This window comes from Phormidium pseudopriestleyi FRX01, from assembly GCF_017313335.1.
Taxonomy (GTDB): domain Bacteria; phylum Cyanobacteriota; class Cyanobacteriia; order Cyanobacteriales; family Laspinemataceae; genus Laspinema; species Laspinema pseudopriestleyi.
In genome coordinates this window covers 1-23558 of the sequence record NZ_JAFLQW010000577.1, presented here as the reverse complement: position 1 = coordinate 23558, position 23558 = coordinate 1, and the positions used below count along the sequence as shown (strand labels likewise).

19 protein-coding genes and 1 other RNA gene are annotated in these 23558 nt (G+C 47.0%); 7 read left to right on the top strand and 13 right to left on the bottom strand.

Features of this window, described 5'->3' with window-relative positions:
• Positions 1–94: 94 nt before the first annotated feature.
• The 3 genes from serS to J0895_RS26565 all read right to left on the bottom strand — a co-directional run bounded on the left by serS (position 95) and on the right by J0895_RS26565 (position 4253).
• Complete coding sequence (serS, locus tag J0895_RS22010; RefSeq protein WP_207090134.1) at positions 95–1378, bottom strand: serine--tRNA ligase; 1284 nt, start codon at positions 1376–1378, stop codon at positions 95–97.
• 320 nt (positions 1379–1698) lie between these two features.
• Complete coding sequence (locus J0895_RS22005; RefSeq protein WP_207090133.1) at positions 1699–3939, bottom strand: CBS domain-containing protein; 2241 nt, start codon at positions 3937–3939, stop codon at positions 1699–1701.
• Positions 3940–4118: 179 nt separating this feature from the next.
• A complete protein-coding gene (locus J0895_RS26565; RefSeq protein WP_277989887.1) occupies positions 4119–4253 on the bottom strand; it encodes a hypothetical protein in 135 nt (44 codons plus the stop codon).
• A 104-nt stretch (positions 4254–4357) separates the two neighbouring features.
• Between J0895_RS26565 and J0895_RS22000 the strand changes: the two genes are divergently transcribed.
• Positions 4358–4840: a 2TM domain-containing protein gene (locus J0895_RS22000; protein ID WP_207090132.1), complete on the top strand. Its 483-nt coding sequence runs from the start codon at positions 4358–4360 to the stop codon at positions 4838–4840.
• Between the two features lie 135 nt (positions 4841–4975).
• Here the strand turns inward: J0895_RS22000 and J0895_RS21995 are convergent, their stop codons facing one another.
• The gene (locus J0895_RS21995; protein ID WP_207090131.1) at positions 4976–5989 is read right to left on the bottom strand and encodes a hypothetical protein; all 1014 of its coding nucleotides are present in this window, start codon (positions 5987–5989) and stop codon (positions 4976–4978) included.
• 56 nt (positions 5990–6045) lie between these two features.
• Positions 6046–6436, bottom strand: a transfer-messenger RNA (tmRNA) gene (ssrA, locus tag J0895_RS21990).
• Between the two features lie 113 nt (positions 6437–6549).
• Between ssrA and J0895_RS21985 the strand changes: the two genes are divergently transcribed.
• Together J0895_RS21985 and J0895_RS21980 are read left to right on the top strand one after the other, a co-directional pair.
• Positions 6550–7881 carry a lipid-A-disaccharide synthase-related protein gene (locus tag J0895_RS21985; RefSeq protein WP_207090130.1) on the top strand — a complete coding sequence of 444 codons (1332 nt, stop codon included), beginning with the start codon at positions 6550–6552 and terminating at the stop codon, positions 7879–7881.
• Between the two features lie 176 nt (positions 7882–8057).
• Positions 8058–9368: a helix-turn-helix domain-containing protein gene (locus J0895_RS21980; RefSeq protein ID WP_479724814.1), complete on the top strand. Its 1311-nt coding sequence runs from the start codon at positions 8058–8060 to the stop codon at positions 9366–9368.
• A gap of 234 nt (positions 9369–9602) precedes the next feature.
• Here the strand turns inward: J0895_RS21980 and J0895_RS21975 are convergent, their stop codons facing one another.
• From J0895_RS21975 to J0895_RS21950, 6 genes are all read right to left on the bottom strand, one after another.
• Positions 9603–10277: a Uma2 family endonuclease gene (locus tag J0895_RS21975; protein ID WP_207090129.1), complete on the bottom strand. Its 675-nt coding sequence runs from the start codon at positions 10275–10277 to the stop codon at positions 9603–9605.
• A gap of 326 nt (positions 10278–10603) precedes the next feature.
• The gene (locus J0895_RS21970) at positions 10604–11335 is read right to left on the bottom strand and encodes a 2-phosphosulfolactate phosphatase family protein (RefSeq protein ID WP_207090128.1); all 732 of its coding nucleotides are present in this window, start codon (positions 11333–11335) and stop codon (positions 10604–10606) included.
• 235 nt (positions 11336–11570) lie between these two features.
• Positions 11571–12932 carry a glycoside hydrolase 100 family protein gene (locus J0895_RS21965; protein ID WP_207090127.1) on the bottom strand — a complete coding sequence of 454 codons (1362 nt, stop codon included), beginning with the start codon at positions 12930–12932 and terminating at the stop codon, positions 11571–11573.
• A 164-nt stretch (positions 12933–13096) separates the two neighbouring features.
• Positions 13097–13363 carry a hypothetical protein gene (locus J0895_RS21960; RefSeq protein ID WP_207090126.1) on the bottom strand — a complete coding sequence of 89 codons (267 nt, stop codon included), beginning with the start codon at positions 13361–13363 and terminating at the stop codon, positions 13097–13099.
• Between the two features lie 111 nt (positions 13364–13474).
• Positions 13475–15283: a TPM domain-containing protein gene (locus J0895_RS26560; protein ID WP_340643566.1), complete on the bottom strand. Its 1809-nt coding sequence runs from the start codon at positions 15281–15283 to the stop codon at positions 13475–13477.
• On the bottom strand, positions 15222–16811 hold the full coding sequence (locus tag J0895_RS21950) for a TPM domain-containing protein (RefSeq protein WP_207090125.1): 1590 nt from the start codon (positions 16809–16811) through the stop codon (positions 15222–15224). Before J0895_RS21950 ends, J0895_RS26560 begins: the two co-directional genes overlap by 62 nt.
• A 419-nt stretch (positions 16812–17230) precedes the next feature.
• Between J0895_RS21950 and J0895_RS21945 the strand changes: the two genes are divergently transcribed.
• Positions 17231–17998: a LemA family protein gene (locus J0895_RS21945; RefSeq protein WP_207090124.1), complete on the top strand. Its 768-nt coding sequence runs from the start codon at positions 17231–17233 to the stop codon at positions 17996–17998.
• A 3-nt stretch (positions 17999–18001) separates the two neighbouring features.
• A complete protein-coding gene (locus tag J0895_RS21940) occupies positions 18002–18907 on the top strand; it encodes a ChaN family lipoprotein (RefSeq protein WP_207090123.1) in 906 nt (301 codons plus the stop codon).
• 59 nt (positions 18908–18966) lie between these two features.
• Here the strand turns inward: J0895_RS21940 and J0895_RS21935 are convergent, their stop codons facing one another.
• Positions 18967–19773 carry an inositol monophosphatase family protein gene (locus J0895_RS21935; protein WP_207090122.1) on the bottom strand — a complete coding sequence of 269 codons (807 nt, stop codon included), beginning with the start codon at positions 19771–19773 and terminating at the stop codon, positions 18967–18969.
• 83 nt (positions 19774–19856) lie between these two features.
• Positions 19857–21290, bottom strand: coding sequence for a BCD family MFS transporter (locus J0895_RS21930; protein ID WP_207090135.1), 1434 nt, complete (start codon positions 21288–21290; stop codon positions 19857–19859).
• Positions 21291–22079: 789 nt separating this feature from the next.
• Here J0895_RS21930 and J0895_RS26555 point away from each other — a divergent pair.
• Entirely contained in the window at positions 22080–22214 is a 135-nt protein-coding gene (locus J0895_RS26555; protein ID WP_277989886.1) for a hypothetical protein, read from the top strand.
• A 295-nt stretch (positions 22215–22509) separates the two neighbouring features.
• Entirely contained in the window at positions 22510–23454 is a 945-nt protein-coding gene (locus J0895_RS21925) for an aldo/keto reductase (RefSeq protein ID WP_207090121.1), read from the top strand.
• The last annotated feature ends 104 nt before the right edge of the window (positions 23455–23558 follow it).

Here is a 23558-nt window from a genome sequence, read left to right as displayed (position 1 = left end):
GTGCTTAATTCGCTCATGGTAAGTATCATGAAGGATGCCATGACACTCTTGGCAACGACAGCAAGTCGTTACTACGAACAAACTCCCCATCCCCTTACAACACGGTTTTACCCCCAAGATAGGGTTGCAGCACTTCCGGAATCCGAACCGTGCCATCTGGATCCTGATAGTTTTCTAAAATCGCTGCCATTGTTCGCCCCACGGCCAAACCGGATCCATTCAGAGTATGGACAAATTGAGTCCCCTTTTTCCCCGCTTCTTTGAATCGAATCGCGGCGCGTCTAGCTTGGAAATCTCCACAATTAGAACAGCTAGAAATCTCCCGATACTTGCCCGAAGAGGGTAACCAGACTTCTAAGTCGTAGCACTTTTGCGCCCCAAAGCCGATGTCTCCGGTGCAGAGTTCCAATACCCGGTACGGCAGTTGCAACGCTTGCAGAATGGCTTCGGCATCCTGAACCAGGGCTTGATGTTCGTCCTCGGAGGTCTCAGGGGCCACAATTTTGACCAATTCGACCTTATTAAATTGATGCAGTCGAATCAATCCTCGGGTATCTTTGCCATAGGCCCCCGCTTCCCGGCGAAAACAAGGGGTATAGGCACAGTGATAAATCGGTAAGTTCTCTGATGCAAGAATATCATCGCGATAGAGATTGGTGACTGGCACTTCGGCAGTGGGGGCCAGCCAGAGGTCATCCTCACTACATTGAAAGCTCTCTTCGGAAAATTTCGGCAATTGGCCGGTCCCACGCAAGGAGGCACTATTAATCAGAACCGGCGGCATGACTTCTACATAACCGTGGCGAATGTGGCGATCGAGCATAAAGCTAATTAGGGCTCGTTCTAAGGCGGCACCGGCCCCGATCAGGCTGATAAATCGACTTTGGGCAATTTTCACCCCCCGTTCAAAGTCGATAATCCCCATTTGTTCGCCAATTTCCCAGTGGGGACGAATTTGGTCATGTTTTGGGAGATATTCGTCACCCCAGCGCCGCACTTCGACGTTTTCGGTTTCGCTTTTACCCACGGGGGTCGAGTCGCTGGGGAGGTTGGGGAGGTTTAAGAGGAGGTTGTCGAGTTCGGCTTTGAGTGTTCTTTCTCGGGGTTCGAGTTCGCTCAGTTGAGCTTTGAGTTGGTTGCCTTCTTCTTTTAAGGTTTGAATGGCGGGGTCATCGGGTTTGCTGCCGGATTTAATATGTTGGCCGATCAGCTTGCCGATTTCGTTGCTGCGGGCTTGAAGTTGCGATCGCTGGGTCTCTAATTCTCGCCCGGTGCGATCTAAGTCTAATATCGGCTGTAAATTATAGCCTTCTCCTCGCCGATTCAGGCGTTCCTGAATGGTTTGTGGATTTTCCCGGATTTGCTTGATATCGAGCACGAATGTTCCCCTGTTTTGGCGCGTCAGTTTTGGTTACTCTAGTCTGGCAGGGCTTCGGTTGGGGAGGCAGTCGCCCCATTTCCTCAACTCCAGCTTGAATACCGACCTTGAATAGTTAGGTTCAGGCATTTTTTAATAAGTTTTATATCTTATCATTGCTGATTCAGGGATTAAAATGATTTAAACTTGAGGACAATCGATTGATTCCGTTGGATTGGGTTCAAAATAGTTCAAAACATTCTATTATATCATGGCTTGTCTTGGCATCACTCACCTATTCCCTGGAAATTTGAAGGATTAAGTAGTTGCTGTCTTAGCACTTAGGAGTCTTGGGATTGGATGTTCTGGCTGGCGACATCAAATAGGGGCGGTTCATAATAGGGTTGAGAGGAAGGAATCTCAATTATAAATTCGGTTCCATGTCCAGAGGTTGAATGGCAATGCAATTCTCCTTTATGTTTTTCGACGACAATTTGATAGCTAATGGATAATCCTAATCCGGTGGCACTGCCGACGGGTTTGGTGGTAAAAAAGGGTTCAAATAAGCGACGACGGACGGTTTCGGTCATGCCTGGACCATTATCTGCTATGGAGATGGTAATCCGATCGCCTTCGTCAAGTTGGGTGCGAATACTAATGGTGGGGGATGTTGCGGGGATGGAGGATAAGGGCGATCGCGACAGCGCTTTGCCGTTTGATCGCTCGTTCTTGCTATGTCCCATATCCAGGGCATCGATCGCATTAGTGATAATATTCATAAAGACTTGGTTGAGTGGACCAACATAACAATCCACTTTGGGCAAATTTCCATACTCTTTCAGGATGGCAATTTCTCGCCGTCCCGGATGGGCTTTAAGTCGATGTTGTAAAATCATCAAGGTGCTATCGAGTCCTTCGTGAATATCGACCCGCTTCCTATCCGCTTCATCAAGACGGGAAAAATTGCGCAAGGATAAGACAATTGACCGGATGCGATCGGCTCCAATCTGCATGGAAGCAATCATTTTGGGCAGGTCTATGACTAAAAAGTCTAAATCAATATCTTCGATTTTATCCTCAATTTCAGGAACCTTTTGATTGAAGTGGGTTTGATACAAATTAATCAGTTCTAAGAGGTCTTGAATATACTGTGTCGCATGGGAAAGGTTTCCATAGATAAAGTTAACGGGGTTGTTAATTTCATGGGCTACTCCAGCGACTAATTGTCCGAGACTGGACATTTTTTCAGATTGGATAAGTTGGAATTGGGTTTGTTGCAGCGATCGCATGGCAGCTTCTAATTCCTCGGCTTGCTGTCGTAACTGGGCCTCAGACTGGCGCAAGGCGGCCTCGACTCGCTGGCGATCGCAGATATCTTGTTGCAGTTTGGCGTTAGTTGCTCGCAGTTCTGCGGTGCGTTCTTCTACCAATTTTTGTAAGTTATCATGAGCGGTTTGTAGGGCAATTTCGGCCCGTTTACGTTCCTCAATTTCCCGTTGCAATTGTTCATTAGTTTGTTGTAATTCTTGGGTGCGATTTTCGACAACTTCCTGTAAAGTTTCAATCGCTCCATACATTTCCGTGGGATGTAAGGCTTGCAACAAACTGGTTTGGGAAACCAGTCCCAAGAGATATCCTTCAGCACTAGAAACCACCAACCGGCGCACTCGTCGGCGCTGCATTTCTTCATGGGCAAACCATACGGAATCCTGGGGATTGAGGGAAAATAAAGGCGAACTCATGACATCTTTGGCCTGCATTTTCCCTAAGTCCAGTTGCAAGGCTTGAAATTGGACTAAATCTCGTTCTGTGACAATTCCCACGGGAATTTTGGCGAGTGGGTGGGTGGTGTCGGTGTTGGGGGAGTCTTCACAAATGACGACGCAACTCACCCGGCGATCGGCCATTAATTGAGCTAATTCAAGCACAGAAGCGTGCAGGGGAGCTTGAATCACGTTATGACTCATGATGTCTTTCACTTCTCGTAACTGAGTTAAAAGACGGACAGGTTGTAGGGCTTGTCGAATGGTTTCTGGGGTGAGAATTCCTAAGATATAGCCCTGATTGTCAATCAGGGGAAGGTGGCGAATTTGATGCTGTCTAAAAACTGACAATATGGTGAAAATATCATGGGATTGGGATTCGGTGAGGGTAACCACGGGTGCAGTCATGACAGCCGAGACTTTGACGTTTTTTAAATCAACTTCAGCGGCGGTCATTTTGACGATATCCCGTTCGGTAAAAATCCCTACTTGACTAGCAAGAATTCGGTCTGGGCGATCGGGGAGTTTTCCAGTATCTCGAATCGCATTCAGTTGTTCAGAAACCGTGGGTGTTCCTTCTAAAACAAGGACACAACTCGCCCTCACGGAATCCCAGATATTGGTTTGAATCGAGTCAGTAGAGTACGGCAAGGGACAGCTACTTCTAACATGACTCATCAAGGCGAGGACTTCTTCGAGGGATGTTTCCGGGGAAACGATGGGTGGGTTGGGGTCAATTGCCCGTTCCAGGGCCGAGGAATACATCAGGGAATGATTGATTGACATGGAAGGGTTGGCAGGGTGATAGGGTTCAGGCATTGTTAAGGGTTAGGGTCAGCTTCAATCGTTTTTTTAAGTTAAGATCACTGATGAGAGGAAATGAGTCTGAGGCAGTTTCTGTAAGTCTTATAGAAAAACTAGGGAGGATCTGCCGAAGGGTTATCGCTTGTCAGCAATTAGCAACTGGAAATAAAAATGTCAAATTGGATTGTTTTATTCTAGGCGCTTATGCAGCGATCGCGGGTGGATTTCCGTATAGGGGGGTGCGATCGCCCGTTGGACTGTTTCTGTTTCAGTTCAAGACGAACACCGCTTAGGGATCGCCGGACTTCCCAGGTATAGGGGGGAGTCATCCGTACTCACACCCCGCTGGTTCCCTCTTGAAATTCGCTACAATAACAGTAAAAAGAGTTTTGAGAAATATCGGATCCCATTCCCACTATAGAAATTAACCACAATGCCTGAATATTACACCCAAGAAGCCGTTCAGCAAATCCTGCACCTGGCGATCGCCCGCCAAACCGAATCCGAAGAGTTTTCCCGAATTCAACTGGTAGAAATCGCCAAAGAACTCGGCATTCCATCGGAAAATATTGCCCATGCCGAACAAGAATGGTTGGTTAATCAAGGTCAACTGACTCAACGGCGTGGTTTTGACCTTTATCGCCAGACTAAGTTCAAAAATAATCTAGTTCGTTATGGGATTGCCAACTCATTTTTAGTGGTCTTGAATCTACTCACGGCTCATACCCTGACCTGGACTTTGCCGATTCTTTTTGTATGGGGATTGTTCCTTGCCCTAAAAGGATGGAAAACCTACCAAATGAATGGAGAAGAGTACGAAAAGGCTTTTGCCGCTTGGCGCTTGAAGCAACAAATCGGACAAACCATTCATACCACTTTAAACAAGTGGCTCAAACCTCAAGAGGGTCTCTTATAGATGCATCCAAAACTTGCTCAAGGGAGAGGGTTATCAGCCGAGTAATTCTCCCCCTTTTTTCTATGGAAAAAGGATAAAAAGTGGGGTAGAGGGATGTTGCTTGAATTCTGTTAATCAAGCTGCGATCGCCTTTTTTTATCGCCCTTGCCGACGACATTTTACCACAGTCGTACAAAATTCTAGCAATTTTTCTTCCGGAAAATCCCGTTTTGCATAATTTGCCATCACCGCAACAAACTGGACATTTCCCAACCGATATCCCTGAGTCGAATCAATTCGGTCTAAACTTGCCCTTCGGGGATGGCGATCGCACTGCAACCACCCATTCGTAGTCGGGGGATTCTCCAATTCCCATCCCGTATAAACACATCGTCCCCCCTGCCTTTCCCACAATTGCTTCAAATCTTCCAAAGTCAAACTGCATTCCCGTCCCTTCATCCGAGCATGGTTTCGAGCTAAATTCAAATGCTGCCGAAACGGAGAATAACTATCAATTCGGGGACCGCCCCTTGGAGAATTAAAAGTAACAGGATTCGATTGAAAGAGAAATTTTAATTCCCTATCTTGTCCCCCAGCAATGTTTTCGAGACTCCTCCCTTGACTTTTATAATTTTGATAAACTGCCTGACAAAACTCCAAGAGTTCAGCTTCCTTAAAACTATGTTTAGCCAAATTCGCCATCACCGCCACAAATTGAATATTATCCAAACTGTAACCTTTTGCGGAATCAATCCGGTCTACACTCGCACGATTGGTCGTTAAAGGACGGGATTGGTAGTCTGTTGTGCAAGGGAACAGCACCAAATCCCATCCCGTATAAGGGCAAATTCCGCCTTGTTGGTCCCAAATTTGCTTGAGGTCTTGTAAGGTAACAGAAGCCTCTATCTTTCGGTGCTTAACCGATTTTCTGATAATTTTTAAAGGATGACGAAACGGAGAAAATTCGTCTTTTTCTGTTCCTTTTTTTAAATGTGCGGTCGTTCTTTTTCCGCTCAGTTGTTTAACCCCTTTACCTTGTCCGTAGCAGGTTAAAGAACAAAAATGCTGTCTACCCAGCTTTTCACTGCGTTTAACCTCCGCTAACAGCTTAGTAAATTTCTGTCCACATTGGGGGTTTTCACAGATAACAATCGCTGTTTTAGAGTTCATAAAAAATCAACCCATCCTTTACATCATTGTATCGGATGGGTTGATTTTTTTGATAACCATGGAGCCGAGCAGAATCGAACTGCTGTGTAGCAGAGGTATTCACCTACCGCTCATTCACAGGCGTAGCCCATTTAACCCTTTGGGCGGGGACCATCCATTATCCCGGATGACAGGATACTCGGGTTGAGTCTTAACTAGCAAGTAACCAGAGAAACCTTACTAGAGCATCCGTTGAGGGTTTGTCTGTAGCCTTTAACGGAGTCAAGCTATAGACCGCTCAAACCTGCTAGAGGTTCTTAGGCAGCAACAGTGGCCGCTTTACGAGCGAAAGGAACGATGTTGTTCGCATTTACTTTTTTTTGGAGTTGGGGATTGACGAGAGACAACTCACTCTCGGCCTGAATCACGGAGCAGCTTTCACTCCACTATCGAAACCAGTACGGCCCCGTGTCTTGTTCTATTATAATCAAAATTTGAAGGATGACAATAGGTTTAACAAATTAATTTGTGAATTTGGCCCAAGGGCTGGCTGGGAGAGCAATCAATGGAGGAAGTGAGATTTGAAAATACTCTGTCTGAGTAATGGTCATGGAGAAGATGCGATCGCCCGGAGGGTATTGCGTCAACTCCAGCAGCATCCCCATTCTCCCGACTTAGCGGCACTCCCCCTGGTTGGAGAGGGCCGTGCCTACCTGCAACCGCCCGAGATAGAAATTATTGGTCCGGTCAAACCCATGCCATCCGGGGGATTCGTCTATATGGATGGACGGCAGTTATTGGGCGATATCTCCCACGGATTGCTGGGATTAACCTGGAAACAATATCAAGCCATCCGACAGTGGGCCAAACAAGGGGATGCAGTCTTAGCCGTTGGGGATATTGTCCCCTTGCTGTTGGCGCGCTTGAGTGGTCTTCCTTACGCCTTTATCGGCACTGCCAAGTCTGAATATTATCTCCGGGATGAGGCGGGAGTGTTACCCCGGCGCACCTGGTTTGAACGGTTTGAGAGTTGGTCCGGGTCAGTGTATGTACCCTGGGAACGCGCTTTAATGCGGAATAAACGCTGTCGGGCTGTTTTTCCCCGGGATGCGCTCACCACAGCCACTTTACAACAGTTTTCGATTCCCGCTTATGATTTGGGGAATCCGATGATGGATGATTTGGAGGTGGACGCTTCAGCGCCCATTTTTTATGACCCGGATGCGGAACGGAAGGAAACCCAGCGATCGCTCGTCGTCACCCTGTTGCCCGGATCCAGAGCACCGGAAGCCTATGCTAATTGGCAGCAAATCCTCTGGGGACTGGCGTCGGTGGTGGAAACTTTTAACAATCGCCATCCCGTTATCCTAGGGGCGATCGCCCCAGGATTAAAAATCGAACATTTCTCTCAGGAGTTAGAAAATTACGGATGGCATCGCCAATCCTCTCTACTGGATGGGATTGGGGAGGATCCGGGGCCATCAGAAATCGATCGGGCGATCGCCACCTTAAAAGCATCCGGTGCGATCGCCTTTACCCAGAAAAAGGCGCGATTGTTGCTCACTCAGACTGGATTTGTGGACTGCTTGCGCTATGGAGATGTGGCGATCGCAATGGCAGGAACGGCAACGGAGCAATTTGTGGGATTAGGCAAACCGGCGATCGGCCTCCCGGGGAAAGGTCCCCAGTTCACCCCCGCCTTTGCCGAAGCTCAAAGTCGCCTCCTGGGACCCTCAGTCACCCTCGTCAAACGCCCAGATAAAGTCGCCTCCGTCATCCAGCAACTCTTGCGGGACCCGGATCTACTGCAACTCATCGGTGAAAATGGTCAGCGTCGCATGGGAGAACCCGGCGCTTCCCGACGAATTGCGACTCATTTAATGGAGGTTTTTGATCCATCTCCTGGGAGGTAAAGCCTGGGGGGGCTAATTTAAACTGGATGGGGTAGGGTATTTGGAGGGATAACCATTGAGGGAGGGATAAACACTCTCATAATGTTGAGATTTGATGACAATAATTCAGTTATAACACCCCATACTCCGCCGGGGACTTAAGTCCCCGGCTCATAGCTAAAGTCGGTTAAAACCGACTGAAATGGTTAGATTACAAGGTTTTTAGAGGGACTTTGGAGGGTGAGACTTACGCGAAAATTGCGGAAGAGACTTATGCCAGCGAGGGTCATGTTAGAGATGTGGGTTCGGAACTCTGGAAAATTCTCTCGCAGGGGTTGGGGAAAGAGGTTAGCAAAGCGAATTTTAGAGCGGTATTAGAGAAAGGGAATTTTTACAATTATTCATCAGCAATTGGTAGAGATAAAGTAACAGTTAATAATGTTCATCTTTGTTCGGAAGCTCGCCGATCGCCTCCCCATCCTCCTCAAACCCAGCCAACTCAAACTCAACCGCATCTTGACTTAGGCAATGCGCCGGAAATCTTCAATTTTTACGGACGAACTGAGGAACTCGTGACCCTCGATCGCGCCATTGTTGGCGATCGCTGTCGTCTGGTGGCACTTCTGGGATTCGGTGGGATGGGTAAAACAAATCTGGCGTTGCGTCTGGTTGAACAAGTTAAAACTCACTTCGAGTATGTCATCTATCGCAGTTTGCACTTTTACTCTGATCTGGGTGCAATTCTTAGCAATCTGTTGCAGATCTTTTCTCCCGATGCCGAAATTCCCGATCGCCTGGAAACGCAACTGTCACAACTCCTCACCCATTTACGTCAGTCTCGCTGTTTGATTGTTCTCGATGATTTGCAGATTCCCTTCAATACTGGCAAACTGGCGGGGGAAAATGGAGCGCTTTACGAAGAGTATCGACTGTTTTTTAAGACGATCGCCGAAGTGACCCATCAGAGTTGCCTAGTCGCGATCGCCGATGAAAAACCCATCGCGATCACCACCTTGGAAAAGCAAAACTATCCGGTGCGATCACTGGTGTTGCAGGGTTTAGGTGACGCCGCGAAAGCAATCTTGCAAGACCAAAATTTATCGGATTCAGAAACATGGGATAGTTTAATCAATCTCTATCACGGCAATCCCCTCTGGTTAGAGATAACCGCCACCTCAATCCGAGAATTATGTGGAGGTCGAGTAGCAGAGTTTTTAACTTATGAAACGCCGGTTTTATGGGAACCCTTGCAGGCACAACTAGACCAAAAGTTTCAGAGGTTAACGTTACCGGAAAAGAAGGCGATCGCCCAACTTGCCACTGCAACCCAACCCGTGACATTACTGCACCTGTTACAACTAACGCAATTCTCTGCCGCAGAGTTTTTTAATGTGATGCAATCCCTCGGCAGGCGCTTTTTTGTAGAAATTCAGGAACGGGAAGGCGTCACTCAATTTTTCCTCAATCCGGTGTTGAGAGAGTATGCGAAAAATTGGGGAGGGGATTGAAGATTGCCTCGGTTTTTGTACAGAACTTACGCATCAACCCTAAATCTGTAGAGGCGATTCGCGAATCGCCTCTACATTTAGGGTCTCTCGGAAAATATGCGTAAGTCCTGTTGTAGATAATGTATTTCAGGTTTGTAGTAGCGCGTAACTGCGGAGCAACAAGAGCGATCGCCACTTTCTCCCTATTACCAACCTTAGACTTTACAAAAACGCTATAATACCCTTTAACATTCCTTATTGCTGTTCCAAACTTCGCAGACGGGCTTCGAGTTCAGCAATTCGTGCTTGTGCCGCTTGTCGCGCCTGCGCCTCTTCCCGATGACTCAGGAGGTGTTCCCCAGTTTCGGGATTATAAAACCGCAGTTCACCTCCAGGCAACAATCGCAATTCTAACCCTAACACTTCACTCCATATCGTTTGAGTCCCATCGGGTAAGGCGTTTACTTCTAGGGGAAAGTAATTACCTTCCCTTAACCTTAATCCCTGGAGTCTAGGACGCAGATAATCGCCGGTTGGATCGTATTGGAAATACTCAGAGACTCCCAAAAAAGCATAAATTCCTTTTTTGGCTCCTTGGTCTTGACTGCGAGTGCTTTTAGAGGTAATCTCTAGAACAAAATTAGGTTTTTTATCACCTTCTTCCCAAGTTTTATAAGAGCGTCGTTTGCGTTTTTCTACACCAAATATGACAAAGGCATCGGGAGAAACTACGCAATCTGGTTTTCCCTCTTCGTAGTAGATAAACAGATTTCCTGAAACGTAGGTATCCTCACGCTTTTGAAAATGAATGTCCAGTGTTTCAACGGCATAAATCAGATAATCCCGTGCTGCATCGCTTTCTGCCATTAGTTTACCATCTTCATCCGGATATTCTATTTGGGGTGAGACTGGACTGTGCGAAATTATCATCGTCGGCTCCCTCAACTCGATTTTTATAGCGGTGACCACCGTTATGATGTACATCTTGGGAGTGCGAGCAAGATGCTCGCTCTTGACAAGTGCGAGCAAGATGTTTGTGCTAACGCACACGCTACGCGGTAAGCGAAGCCATGCCGCAGGCTTTACGCACTCCTTTAAATGTCTGGACTTCATGAGTCCGGGAACCGCTATATACCTATTTTAACTCAAGTTATCGGTTGGACATGGCGGGTCAGATTGCATTTGCTAAGATAAACATAAAAAAAGTAAGGTTGGCATAGCCAACCCTACCTGTTAATGCCTTTATAATGGACAGTTTATTTAACTAAAACCCCCGGTTCTTTTTGTCGGGGAACGACCTCTAAAATATCGGTTTTAGCACAGTATTTTAGGTCTTCATGACAGTTAAGACGGAGCAGGCGTTGGCCGTGACTGGCGTGATGCATTAACCCTAATAAATCGTCTTGCCAGTGACGATAGAGAGCTAAGGCGGCGATCGCCTCGTCATTGCCAGCGAGTTCCTTGGGTGAGAGACTGCTACTGGCGAGTAAACCGTCGGCGATCGCCCCGGCACAGACAGTATCTTCCAAAGAATAGCTGCCTTCCCAACCCGAACCGACAATCCAAACAGTTTCTGGATTGGTTTCTAGCAGATAGTTAACCACCGCTTGGCGATTAATTAACGCCGCTGCGAGTACCGAGGGGGCTGCTTCGATTCGTTGCAGCGCCCGGGTTCCGTTGGTGGTACTGATAAATAAACGACAGTCTTTGACTCGTTCAGGGGTGCAATCTAAGGGAGAATTTCCCAAGTCGCACCCTTCAACTTTGGCCCCCCCGCGTTCTCCTGCACGCAGGCGTTTTTCAGGGGGCCAATCTTCGCTCAGTTGCATGAGCTGATCCATATCACTAAACACTTGCACGGCTTCAGCACCGGCATTGAGTACCGTGGCGATCGTGCTGGTGGCGCGTAAAACGTCAACGGCGATCGCGCAATCTGGCACCCTATCGGTGGGGGTCAGTTCGGGAGTGTGGTAGACAAAGAGCTTCACTGCTTGAAAACACCTGCTTGTTAAACTGCCGAGTTCTTATTTTATGGGTTTTCAGGGTATTTTTTATAAATATTCTGGGAAATTGGGGTTAAAGGCAATTTCAACCCGGTGGGTATCCCTGATATAGCGGTTCCCCCAGTTATGAGGTAAATTTTTTGAACCAATTGTAGGGTGGGCATTGCCCACCTATAGTCAGGTGGGCAATGCCCACCCTACAATTACTACAAATGTCCCCTTAAAACACCATGATCGATAACTTTTCGGGATGTTCAATCATTTCTTGGGCTAATAAAAAGGCGGCGATCGTCCAGGTTTGATACTTTCTCGCTTCTTTCCCGATTAGTCTGCCGGTTGTCCCATCATAATATTCCGGCCACTCATCTTTCTGTAAGCGTTTTGAAGAAATTTGAATCGCTTTACGGGCAATCTCTGGTTTTCCGGTATGCAGGGCCGCTGCGGTCAACATCCACAGCAACACGGGCCAATTTCCCCCATTATGATAGGACCAAGCTCGGTTTTTGGGGTCGCATCCGGTCATCATTTCCCAATCCCGTCCTTCTAAGGCGGGAAAGCAAATTTTCATGGGCATTTGTCCGACTAGATTTTCCCATCGCTTTTCAATTAAGGTCATCACTTCTAGGGACTGTTCCGGGGTGGTTAAGCCGGATAAAATTGCCATTAAGTTACCCAAGGCAAAAAACCGACAATCGAGTTGAGAAGGGCCGAGATTTCCGGCGAGATATCCTCCTCCTTCGGGTAACCAGCGACTCAGGCGATCGTAGGGAATTGAGTCGGAGTAAATATTAAATTGATTGAGGGCGGTTTCCCCATATTCTTCGCCTTTGTAGCGGTAAATGGCATTGACGCGATCGAGGTCTAGCCAATAATGTTGTCTCAAATGAATTTTGAGCGACTGTAATCGTTTTTCTACTGCTTGATTAATGTAGGAGTTCTCTAAATTTTCTAGCAGGAGTTCTTTAGCCGATCGCAAGGCATAGTAAAATAAAGATTGAATTTCCAAGGGATGACCATCAATGCCCATCCGTCGGTCAATCATGCAAGCGCCATCGGGAACTAAGATGGTGGGGTACATATCGAAGCGAGCCACCAAGCACAACTCCATAATTAACCGGATGCCTTTTTGAAAATCCGGTTGATGGGCGATCGAGAATTCGCCGGTGGTGTTGATATAATTCCGTAAGACAAAAATCCACCACAAACAAGAATCAACCGGGGTGACTCGACCGATCGCATGGTTGCCAAAGTCGGCGAGTAAATATTCTTCATGTTTGCCGTAGACTACTTTGAAACTAGCGGGCATTAATCCTCGACCCGCTTCCAGAAAATCCAGTTGTCTTTCTTTAATTTGTAATTTTAAGGTTTGAACCAGAAAATTGCGGACAATTTCGGTTTTGCCTTTCATTAAAAAGACCAGTGCACAGGAGACAAAATCCCGGATAAAACACTGGTCATAATTGAGTGCTTCCGCACTGGGATCTGAAGCGGCAACGGTCCCAACGGGATGACCGTTATAGTAAATAATCGATTTTTCAAGAACCTGCCATGCTTCATCGAGGATAGTGCTGTCCGTACCCATTAATTCCCTGAGTGTACTACTTTGATAAACAGTTTATTATAGCATCCAGGCTCGGCAATCTCCTGATTTCAGAAGTCGGGTTTTTGTCCAGTTTCCAAAAATTCTGGGTCAACCTTCAAAAAACCGGGTTCTCGTCAGCACTGATGGCACGACAGGATCTGAGTCTACCAATCTTCCCCAGCACCCCCACCGCCACTTTTTCCTCCACCAAAGTCACTACTGTTGCTACTCGTGCTGCTGGATTGACTACTAGAACTATAAACGGGAGATGGAGGAGGCAAGGCAGGAAGGATGATGGATTGGGTACTTTCGTTGCCGCAACAGTGGCATCGATCGCGAATCTCCTGACTGCCGGTATTACAGATTGTCGGTTGCTGGATGACTTGTTCGGTGCGAGTGATGGTCAATTCCTGACAGATGGCACATTCCAAAATGGCGGAGTTTTGAATGTAACCGCGAATGTGGACCTCTCCCCCAACCCCTCTGCTACAAGGAGAGGGGAGCAGGAGAGGGCATAAATCATTTAGGACAAGCTATATCAGTTAAAAATCTCCTCCGGCACCGCCACCGCCACTGCTGCCACCGCCATAATCACCCCCGCCACCACCACCGCCACCACCGCCACCACCGCCACCGCCATAATTACCCCCATAACCACCCCCATAACTGCTGCTACTGTCGCGGGTTAAGCGGGGAATTTTTTGCTGGGTATCCTCGCGATCATTGCAAGATTGACATTCGTAAACAATCTGGCGAATTCCCCCCCGTTCATAAGTAGCTTTTTTCAGGATTTTTTGTTCCACAACAATCATTGTGAATTCTTGACAATGGGGACATTCACTAAAGCGATCGGGATTGAGCAGATAGCGCCTGAGATGAAAGCTGGATAAATCATCGGGATAGCATTGGGAACAATGCCACCCTTCAAATTTAGTGCTGCCTAGTCGTTTGGCGACTTGCTGCGGGGGAGTGAGGCGATCGCATAGAATATCCGGATTTATCTTGATTAACGGGTTTTGGCAGTTCTGGCATTTCACCGGCAGTTTTGAATGAATTTTGGCGATTACAAAGGGTGAAAATACATAACTAACCAAACTAGAAATTAGCACCGATACCAATAGGATTAATCCGCTATTTTCCTCAAAATTAACAGAGGGAATGGAGATGATAGAACGTAGCCCACCGATTAAATTATCCCCTTGGGTGAACAGGTAAATGAAGGCTATAACCAACAGGCCAAAACCCACAAAAATCACGCTTCTTTTTGAGCGATAAATTTGGGATATTTCCAAAATTTTGGGGTTAAAATAGGGGGAAATACCCTGATAAATATTGACTATTAAAAACAAGCAACCCACTGCCAGAGAGAGGAATGCGAAACCTTGCCAGAGTTTTCCCGATGGATCGCTGATGAGAGTGAGGAAATTTAGGGCCAACGAAACACTAAATAGGGCGATATAAATCCATCCATAAAAGGTCTGATTTAGAGAGTCGCTGGATTTGTCAATGACGAGCGATCGCCCGGTGGGTTTCAGAGTCATCGGTTCGCGGGCGATAGATTTTGCTTGGGTATAGATAAACCAAGAGAGTGCCAAGGCGATTAGAGCAGTAATCCCAAAGGTAAGGGTTGGAATTGAGGATTCTGAGAAGCCGATTTCGGACTCTAGGGGATTTCCGGATAAGATGCTGACTAATGCTTCAGTTCCCGCTAATATTCCCCCATTCCAATCTCCTGTTCGCAGTTTTGGGGTAATTTGAGTATTAATAATCTGACCAACCTTGGCATCGGGTAATTTGCCCTCAACTCCATATCCGGTTTCAATTTCGACTCGTCTATCTCCGACGGAGGTTAAAAACAAAATCCCATTATCTTGGCCTATTTTGCCAATTGCCCACTCATTCAAAAGTTCGGTTGTAAAATCTTTTGGAGTAGGAGATGGAGCGGTTGTGGGGACGGTTACCACGGCAATTTCCACCCCAGTGCTTGCCTCCAATTCGGATATCATTTGATTGAGTTGAGTTTTTGTGTTCTCGCTGAGGATATTTGCCATATCCGTTACCCATCCACCATATTCTTGGCGGGGATTGGAAACCTCTTGCACGGTTAGGGCGTGAGTGAGCAGGGGAAATAGAATCAGGGATAATCCCAGGAGGAGTCCCCAAATTCTTGTTTTTTTAGGGTTAAAAAGAGTCAACATGGCTTCATTTTTCCGGTTTAAATAGTTGGATTCCGCATGAAAATTTGCACCAGAGAGGGAAAAACAAGAAACTGAGTTGCGGTAATTGCTGTTAAAAATCCCCACCAGCACCCCCACCCCCACTGCTGCCGCCACCAAAGCTGCCACCGTCACTACTACTACTACTGCTACTGCTACTGCTACTGCTACTACTACTGCTACTGTTGTCAGTTAATTGAGGGATGATTTCTTGTTTATCTTTGCGATAATTGCAGGATTGACACTGGTAAGTAATCTGCCGTAGCCCGCTATGAGAATAGGTTGGACTTTCGAGGGTTATAGTGTCGGTGATGATGACGGTAAATTCTTGGCAAGTGGGACATTCACTAAAGCGACCCTGATTGAGGATATAGCGTCTCAGATGAAATTTTGAGGAATTACGGGGATAGCATTGGGAACAATTCCACCCTTCAAATCGGGTACTGCCTAATTGTTTGGCGACTTGTTGGGGTTGGGTGAAGTGTTCGCTTAGAATATCCTCGGATACCCCAGTTAGGGTGTTTTTGCATTTCTGGCACTCAAAGGTTAATTTAATACGGAATTTTGATAAAATAACTTGAGCGAAAGTAAGGCTAAAAAAGCTGGCAACAATTAGGGAAATAACTCCGTAAAATCCGAGAGTTTGCTCTCCTTCTTCCGTGAGGAATATTACGGTGGCTAAGAAAAGGGTAACTTCCCCTAATACCACGGATAAAAATAAACAAATTATACCCAAAATTATCCCATATAGGACAAAACCCATTGTCTTTGAAGCTGAAAATCCTGGCTTAGATCCTGAGATGGATGTTAAGATTTGTTTAAAGAAAAAATTCCCAATTTTTACTAACAGTAGGAGGAACGTTACTCCAATCAAAACCACCGATACTATTTGCCATATCATTCGGGATGGATCGAGGATGAACGAGATTAGAATAAGGGCAATAGACATACTCAAGACTGCCAAAATAGTCCACCCATACAATTGCCAGGGGTAAGTGCTGAATTTGCCCAGGACTTGCGATCGCCCGGTGGATTTGAGAGGAATCGGTTGGCGGGAGATATATTTAGCTTTTTTATAACCAAACAAAGAGAGTCCCAAGGCTAAAATAGAACTCGCGCCAACGGGTGCCGTGGGAATTGAGGATTCAGGCAACCCACTTTCTACGGGATTTCCGGATAAGATGCTGACTAATGCTTCAGTTCCCGCTAATATTCCCCCATTCCAGTCTCCTTGGCGAAGTTTCGGGGTAATTTGAGTGTTAATAATCTGACCGACTCGGGCATCGGTTAATATGCCTTCAACTCCATATCCGGTTTCAATTTCGACTCGTCTATCTCCGACGGAGGTTAAAAACAAAACTCCGTTATCTTGGCCTATTTTGCCAATTGCCCACTCATTCAAAAGTTCGGTTGTAAAATCTTTTGGAGTAGGAGATGGCGCAGTCGTTGGCACCGTTACCACGGCAAGTTCGGCCCCCGTAGTTGCCTCCAATTCCGATATCATTCGATTCAGTTGATTTTCAGTCTCATTGCTGAGAATATTTGCCATATCGGTCACCCAACCCCGATATTCTTGTTGGGGATTGGGGACATCTTGCACCGTTAAAGCATGACTGATTATGGGAAAGCCAATCAGGGATAAACTGAGTAATATTGTCCACAAAAATTTTCCCCGGATTACCCTTCTCAATCTAGGCGCGAACCGAGTCTTAATCCAGTCGAGAAGGGCGAGGGATTTGGGGAAACAAAGCCGACTTCCGAAGGTCCATAATAGATTCATAATCATGAGAAGGGGAACGGGTTGTGAAGAAACTGTTTCAATGACCGAAGCGGCGATGGAACCGGCGATGTAGGCTGAATCAGGGATTGGGGGAATAATTGGTCAGGGATTTTGGCCTAGTGCATCGGTTGACTCGCCACTGTTCGGGGGAAGAAAAGGGTTTTATAATTTAATTTTTGTAAAGAGAACCCGTTTCTAGCCCGGTCACGAGGTCTGGTTACATCCTGACATTATTTGGGATAAATTGGGATAAATTAGAAGAGAATTTAACATTTTTTTAGGAACTGGGTAGAGGTGGGACGATGAAGGATTCTAATTCTCAAATTCCTGAAGATATGGCCCAGGAAGTGCTAGAACTGGCCTCCCGTTACTATTCTGGGTCTCAAAATAGTTATTCTCTGGACCAATTGCAGCAGGCGGGGTCGGATGTGCAGATTCCGCCGGAGTTTATGGAAAAAGCGATTCAAGAGGTGCGGGAAAAACGCCGGATTGAGGCGCAAGAGCAACAAGCGGCACAGAAACGGCAAAAAACGGTAAAAATGGTGGCGGCAGGGGTAGGAGTGGCGATCGCCCTCTGGGGAATTTTTACCTATAATTCTCTGTCTAGCAGTGCATCTAATGTGGAGGCAAGTTGGGCGCAGGTTGAAAATCAGTTCCAGCGTCGGGCGGATTTAATTCCGAATTTGGTGAGTCTGGCGCGGGTACAAACCGCTGCGGAACAAGAAACGATCGCCCTGTTGGTGCGATCGCGAGAAAGTTACCTCCAAGCGCAAAATTTACCCCAAAAACAAGCGGCTAACGCAGAAATTAATGTGGCGATTAATCGCTTTAATCAATCTCTCGGAACCAACCCTCAATTGCAATCCTCTCAGGCATACCAGAATCTCAGTTATGAACTCGCTGGCACAGAAAATCGGATTGCAGTCGAACGAATGCGTTACAATCAAGCGGTGCAAGCCTACAATCAAAAGGTGGGAGCTTTTCCCAATTCCCTGATTGCTGGTTTAACTGGATTTAGTCCAAAACCATTTTTTACCGCAGAAAATCGCGATGTTCCCAGAATTGATTAATTGATGAAAAAAGCCAACCTGATTAAACTAGCTACTTGCTCTGTGGGAATTATTTTAGCTTGTACTGTATCAGTCCAAGGGGTGGAAATCACGCCTCGGATGCCTGAAGTTAATAGTCTGTTTTCCCGACTATTACCCCAGGAACAGGTGTTGCAAGAATTGGGTGAAGCCCAGGTGATTTATTTAGGGGAAACTCACGATAGTCAGGCGGATCATCAAGCGCAGTTGGAGATTATCCGAGCATTACATCGGAAGAATCCCAATATGGCGATCGCAATGGAAATGTTCCAGCGTCCCTATCAAGAGGCGATCGACCGCTATCTCCAAGGAGAAATCACGGAAACAGAATTGATTGCAGAAACTGAATATGAAAGTCGCTGGGGATTTCCTTGGGAGTATTATGCGGAGATTGTGCGCTTTGCCAAAGAGAATCAGTTACCGATTTTAGCCTTAAATACTCCGACTGAAATTACCCGAAAAGTGGCGCGGGAAGGGTTGGAAGGATTAACCGAAGAGGAACAAGCATATATTCCACCCTTTGCGGAAATTAAGACCGATAATCTGGATTATCAGCAGATGGTGCGGGAGGTATTTGAACTGCATCAAGCGGCAGCGCATGGGTCGAGTTTGAAGTTTGAAAATTTCTTTTTAGCGCAAGTTTTATGGGATGAAACAATGGCTGAAACCATTACGGAATTTGTGAAGGAAAATCCTCTGACTCAGGTGGTGGTTTTAGCGGGACAAGGGCATATTGTGTATGGACATGGGATTCCCAGTCGGGTTGAGAGACGAGTAGGCGATCGCCTCGGAATGGAACCGTTTGTGCAGCGATCGCTGTTATTTAATCTTCCTGAAGAACTGCGCTCAACGGGCGATCGACCTATTGCAGACTATTTTTGGGAGCATTGAGGATGGGGAAATGGGGGAAGAAACGACTGAAGTCGTTACTACAAAATTCCCCATCTTCTCTACCCCAAGGATTTGACAAAGGGTTCAAATACAGGGAGGAGATTCGGTTGTGCGGTGACGAGAGTGGGGAAGGAGCGATCGCCGTAATTGGTGTCGGGGGTTAGGGGGAAAATGGGTTCCGGTTCTAGGGGATGCCAGACGGCACCGGCAGCGTGGACTATCGGCCAAACTCCGGCAATATCCCAGATTTTGGGGGTCGCTTCTACTCCTCCGAGGGTAATCCCGGCAGCGACGGTGAGAAAATTGTAGCTGGCAACGCCTAACATCCGAATTTTGCAGGGGAAAAGAGGTTCATAGTTGCCGATACTGCGGGAACAGAAGCTAAAAAATTGGTTAGCATCCAGGGGATCTGAACTGCTATGAATTCGGCGGCGATCGAGAAAGGCTCCCTCGGGTACGCTCAGTCCCGTTTTACCGGACCAGAACCCGTGAAAAGATTGATGGAGGGGGGGTAAATGGACATACCCAAAGACGGGGATACCGCGATACAGCAGGCCGAGAGAAACCCCCCAGATGGGGATACGGCGGGCGAAGTTGGTGGTGCCGTCGAGGGGGTCGATAATCCAACACCATTCGGTATCGGGAAAGAGATGTGCGGATTCTTCGCTGAGGATTCCATGTTCAGGGAAGCGTGTGGCGATCGCATCGCACAGTTCGCGATCGGCCCATTTGTCCGATTGCGTGATTAAGCTGCCATCAGCTTTTTCGACCGCCTGCACTTGGCCGAAATCAGCCATTAGCTCTTTACCGACCTTGTTCGCGGTCGTCTCCGCAAAGTGTAGCACTTGATCCCAAAAATCAGTCATTGGTTTTTGATAAATTGCGAATGTACAGTTGCTAATAGCCGATTGAATCAAGGAAAATGAGCATAAATCAATTCCCGGGTGCTTCAGTCTAATTCACCGGCCATTACTGCCGCGATCGCATCTTTGGCATTCTCGCGGAACTCGTGGATATTGACTCGTCGCAGTAATACAACCGCTAGAATCATCCCCACAGCTTGGGTGGCAAACACTAGACTATAGGATAAAACGGGTATGCCAAAGAGGAAGCGACCCAAATCTAAAACCGCACCACCCGAAACTGTAGACAGTCCTCGGGCGATCGCCTGGGCTAATCCCCAGGCCCCAATAAAGGTCCCGGCAGTTTCTGCGGCAGTCAGATCCAGCATTAAACTAATGGCACCCGTGGTAATAATACCCGATGCTAAACCGTATAAGAGTAAGGACCCCATCAACATTTCGGGTTTTTCGGTAAATCCAGCCATGATAATCAGTCCCAAACAGACTGCGGCACAAACACAGCCTAATTTGGTGGTATTTTGCTTACCCAGGCGCGGAACGACTAAAAAACCTGTGGATGCAATCCCAATCAGAGTCCCCATCCCAAAGAAGGCATTCAGTTGGGTTGTTTCTGAGATTGCCATTCCAAAGACTTCCCCTCCGTAGGGTTCCATGACAGCATCCTGCATGAACAGACTGATACTCATCACCAGCAGGAAGGTAAAAAATATCCCCGTTTGGCGACTGGCAGTCAAGACGCGCAGGGCCTGACTTAAGCCAATTTGGTCGTCTCGGTTTGAGGAATTAGACCGGGTGCCAAAGCGGGAATATTTTTTCTCGACTCCCACGGTGGCAATCCCGGTGAGGACTAGAACGATCGCCGGGACAATCAGAAATAAACGGTTCACCGATGCTTGTAACTGTTCGATGGGGGTATCTAGGGAGATTTGCTTGAGTAAACCACTGCTGACGATCGCCCCAACGATAATTCCCACCATCAGCATAGACCAGACGATACTCACCAGTTTAGGGCGATTATCTTCATCGGAGACATCCACTAGAAGGGCGGCAAAGGGGGTAGAACTGGCACTGAGGGCCACACCATAGATACTGAAGGCTAGGGCCAGAACTCCCGCCCAGAAGTAGGTAGTAGGACTCCATCCGGTGGCCTCTAAACTGCTGCCGAGTTGCCACACCACTTGCACGGCAATGAAAGAAATGGTGGTAAATAGGGCCGAACCAATCCAAACATAGCCGGTGCGATGGTTGCCGAATAAGGGTTTCGAGTCGGACATCTGACCGAACCAGATGCGAGTGGGACTGACAAATTGATGCATGGAGATCGCCCCTGCGGCAATCAACGCAGGGACTTTGAGTTCTTCTATCATGACTCGGTTAATCACGCCCAGGGTTAGCAGGGACATAATACCGAGACCCATTTGGAATAAACCCAGGCGAAACATCGTTGCTAGGCCAATTCGGGGCTTAAGGGTGTCCTGATAGGGGGTGAGGTTGGATTCGGATATATTGCCAGTTGCCATAACGAATTGGGATTTACTAACAACAGCTTCAGCTTTCATCATGTTAGGATAATCCCGGCCCGAGAGATAGAGGGCAAATATACCCCCAAGTTAGGGTGAAGATTTGAGGCGCGAGGGCTTGACTTTTAGCCGAATTTCTGATATTTATTCACTGAATTTCTGGGGGAGGGGAAATGGGCGATCGTGCCAGTGCCGGACTCTCCCCTTGGCTCAATTGAGCACTCAATCGGCTAGATATAGGTTGGACTTGCCGGATTTATGGCGAATGCTGCACCCCTTCTCCTTGTAGGCCGCCTTATGTTGGGGGAGAGGTCTTATTCCACAACTGCTCTAGTCCAAGCTATATCAAATGTATCTGTCCCACTCTGATTGGAGTCTCCATTGCCATCGAAATCAAAGGTTGCCGTTCCTCCGACGGTAAAATTGACCGTTAAAGGACAGATTTAAGGGAGTATTCACGCTATCGGGGGGTAAAAGTATAAATAAATTCGGCACTTCTATCTTCATAAATGGTGAGAGGAGATCCGGCGAGGGTCACCGTTGGAGCGAGGGTTAAGGGATAATTGATAGTGAAACTGCCGAGATTAGTAGCACAGACAGGATTGCCCCTGGTATCGAGTTGCTAATTTCTCACCTAGGCGATCGCATAAGTACCCTGATTCCACCGACCCCGATTCCGACACTGATGCCCGAGTCTTCTCCCTCCCTCGCCTTACCGGAAACTGGATGACAAACTCACTATAAAAACCCCCAGAAAGGCCATCCCTAATTTAGCTTAAAATTCGCCAATTGGATAGTCGAATTTTACCCAATCATCGCGTCGCAGCGGCCCAATTAACCCGGGATAATTTGATGAACCAAAGCACCGAAAATCTCCCGGCACCCCTCGATGAAATTGAAAAAATCCGGCAATCTGAGTTGTAAACTTTTTTTAAGAAAATTTAGGATGGGAATTACTCTGCTTTGAAGAAATTGTCCAATAATGATGTCAAATTTTACAAAAAACCGTAAGAAACCCTGCAATGGTTGATATTTTATCCCGGGGCGATCGCCTAGATTTACTCCTACAGCAGTCATGAAATACCGTTATGGAATCAACGAAAATCAAACCCAGGATTTCAAACATCCCTATTTTTGGTCGGTTTTTACCCTGATTGGCAGCCCTTGGTAATTTTGGATTACAATACAATGGTAATCAAAGATTCAGGGTTTTAAAACGATGGAATTTATCCAATTAGGAAACAATGGACCAACAGTCCCGACCCTCGGTATTGGTGCTTGGTCCTGGGGCGATACCCTATTCTGGAACTATGGCAAAGACTACGGTGTCACCCAGGTTCAGGAAGCCTTTCATGCTGCTGTCGAAGCGGGAATCACCTTTTTTGATACCGCCGAGGTCTATGGATTAGGCAAATCTGAACAGCTTCTCGGTCAATTCATTCGGGAAACGGAAACCCCGATTCAAGTGGCTACAAAATACGGTCCTTTACCCTGGCGGTTTACGACTGAATCTGTTGCTGAAGCGCTCACCGCTAGTCTCGATCGCCTGCAATTAACCCAAGTCACTCTCTATCAAGTTCATTGGCCTTTCACCTTTTTAATGAGTCAAGAAACCTTGATGAATGCTTTAGCCGATGAAGTGGAAAAAGGCAGAATTCAAACCATTGGTATCAGCAATTATTCCGCTACTCAAATGCGAGAAGCTCATGCTATTTTATCCAAACGCGGAATTCCTTTAGCGGTCAATCAGGTGCGTTATTCTTTATTATCTCGTGAGGTAGAAACCCAGGGAATTATCAAAACTGCACGGGAATTAGGAATCACAATTTTGGCCTATAGTCCCCTCCAACAAGGATTACTCACCGGCAAATACACCCCCGATGGTCCCCAACCCAGCGGACCGCGCCAGTGGGATTCGCGATTCAAACCGGAGGGATTGCGGAAAATTGCTCCCGTCTTAGACTTGTTACGCCAATTCGGTCAAAACTATGGCAAAACCCCCGCTCAAGTTGCCTTGAATTGGTTGATTGCTCAAGGGGGTATTATTCCGATTCCCGGGGCTAAAAATGCTGAACAGGCGCGACAAAATGCCGGTGCCGTGGGGTGGCAATTAACAGGGGATGAAGTGGCGCAATTGGAACAAGTGACTCGTCCTTGGTTATAACTGAAATTTTGCGATTATTGGGATATCAATTAACGCCTTTAGAAGTCAGAGGATTTGGTGACCAAACCCCTACCGTTGCCATTATTTCGGCAATCAATTCCCAT

What these genes read in the sequence shown, in the direction of transcription:
- J0895_RS21940 (WP_207090123.1), top strand. Translation starts at nt 18,002, where the DNA reads ATGAAAAAAGCCAACCTGATTAAACTAGCTACTTGCTCTGTGGGAATT.
- J0895_RS21945 (WP_207090124.1), top strand. Translation starts at nt 17,231, where the DNA reads ATGAAGGATTCTAATTCTCAAATTCCTGAAGATATGGCCCAGGAAGTG.
- J0895_RS21935 (WP_207090122.1), bottom strand. Translation starts at nt 19,773, where the DNA reads ATGACTGATTTTTGGGATCAAGTGCTACACTTTGCGGAGACGACCGCG.
- J0895_RS21925 (WP_207090121.1), top strand. Translation starts at nt 22,510, where the DNA reads ATGGAATTTATCCAATTAGGAAACAATGGACCAACAGTCCCGACCCTC.
- J0895_RS21975 (WP_207090129.1), bottom strand. Translation starts at nt 10,277, where the DNA reads ATGATAATTTCGCACAGTCCAGTCTCACCCCAAATAGAATATCCGGAT.
- J0895_RS21930 (WP_207090135.1), bottom strand. Translation starts at nt 21,290, where the DNA reads ATGGCAACTGGCAATATATCCGAATCCAACCTCACCCCCTATCAGGAC.
- J0895_RS21995 (WP_207090131.1), bottom strand. Translation starts at nt 5,989, where the DNA reads ATGAACTCTAAAACAGCGATTGTTATCTGTGAAAACCCCCAATGTGGA.
- J0895_RS22005 (WP_207090133.1), bottom strand. Translation starts at nt 3,939, where the DNA reads ATGCCTGAACCCTATCACCCTGCCAACCCTTCCATGTCAATCAATCAT.
- J0895_RS21965 (WP_207090127.1), bottom strand. Translation starts at nt 12,932, where the DNA reads ATGGGTACGGACAGCACTATCCTCGATGAAGCATGGCAGGTTCTTGAA.
- J0895_RS26565 (WP_277989887.1), bottom strand. Translation starts at nt 4,253, where the DNA reads ATGACTCCCCCCTATACCTGGGAAGTCCGGCGATCCCTAAGCGGTGTT.
- J0895_RS22000 (WP_207090132.1), top strand. Translation starts at nt 4,358, where the DNA reads ATGCCTGAATATTACACCCAAGAAGCCGTTCAGCAAATCCTGCACCTG.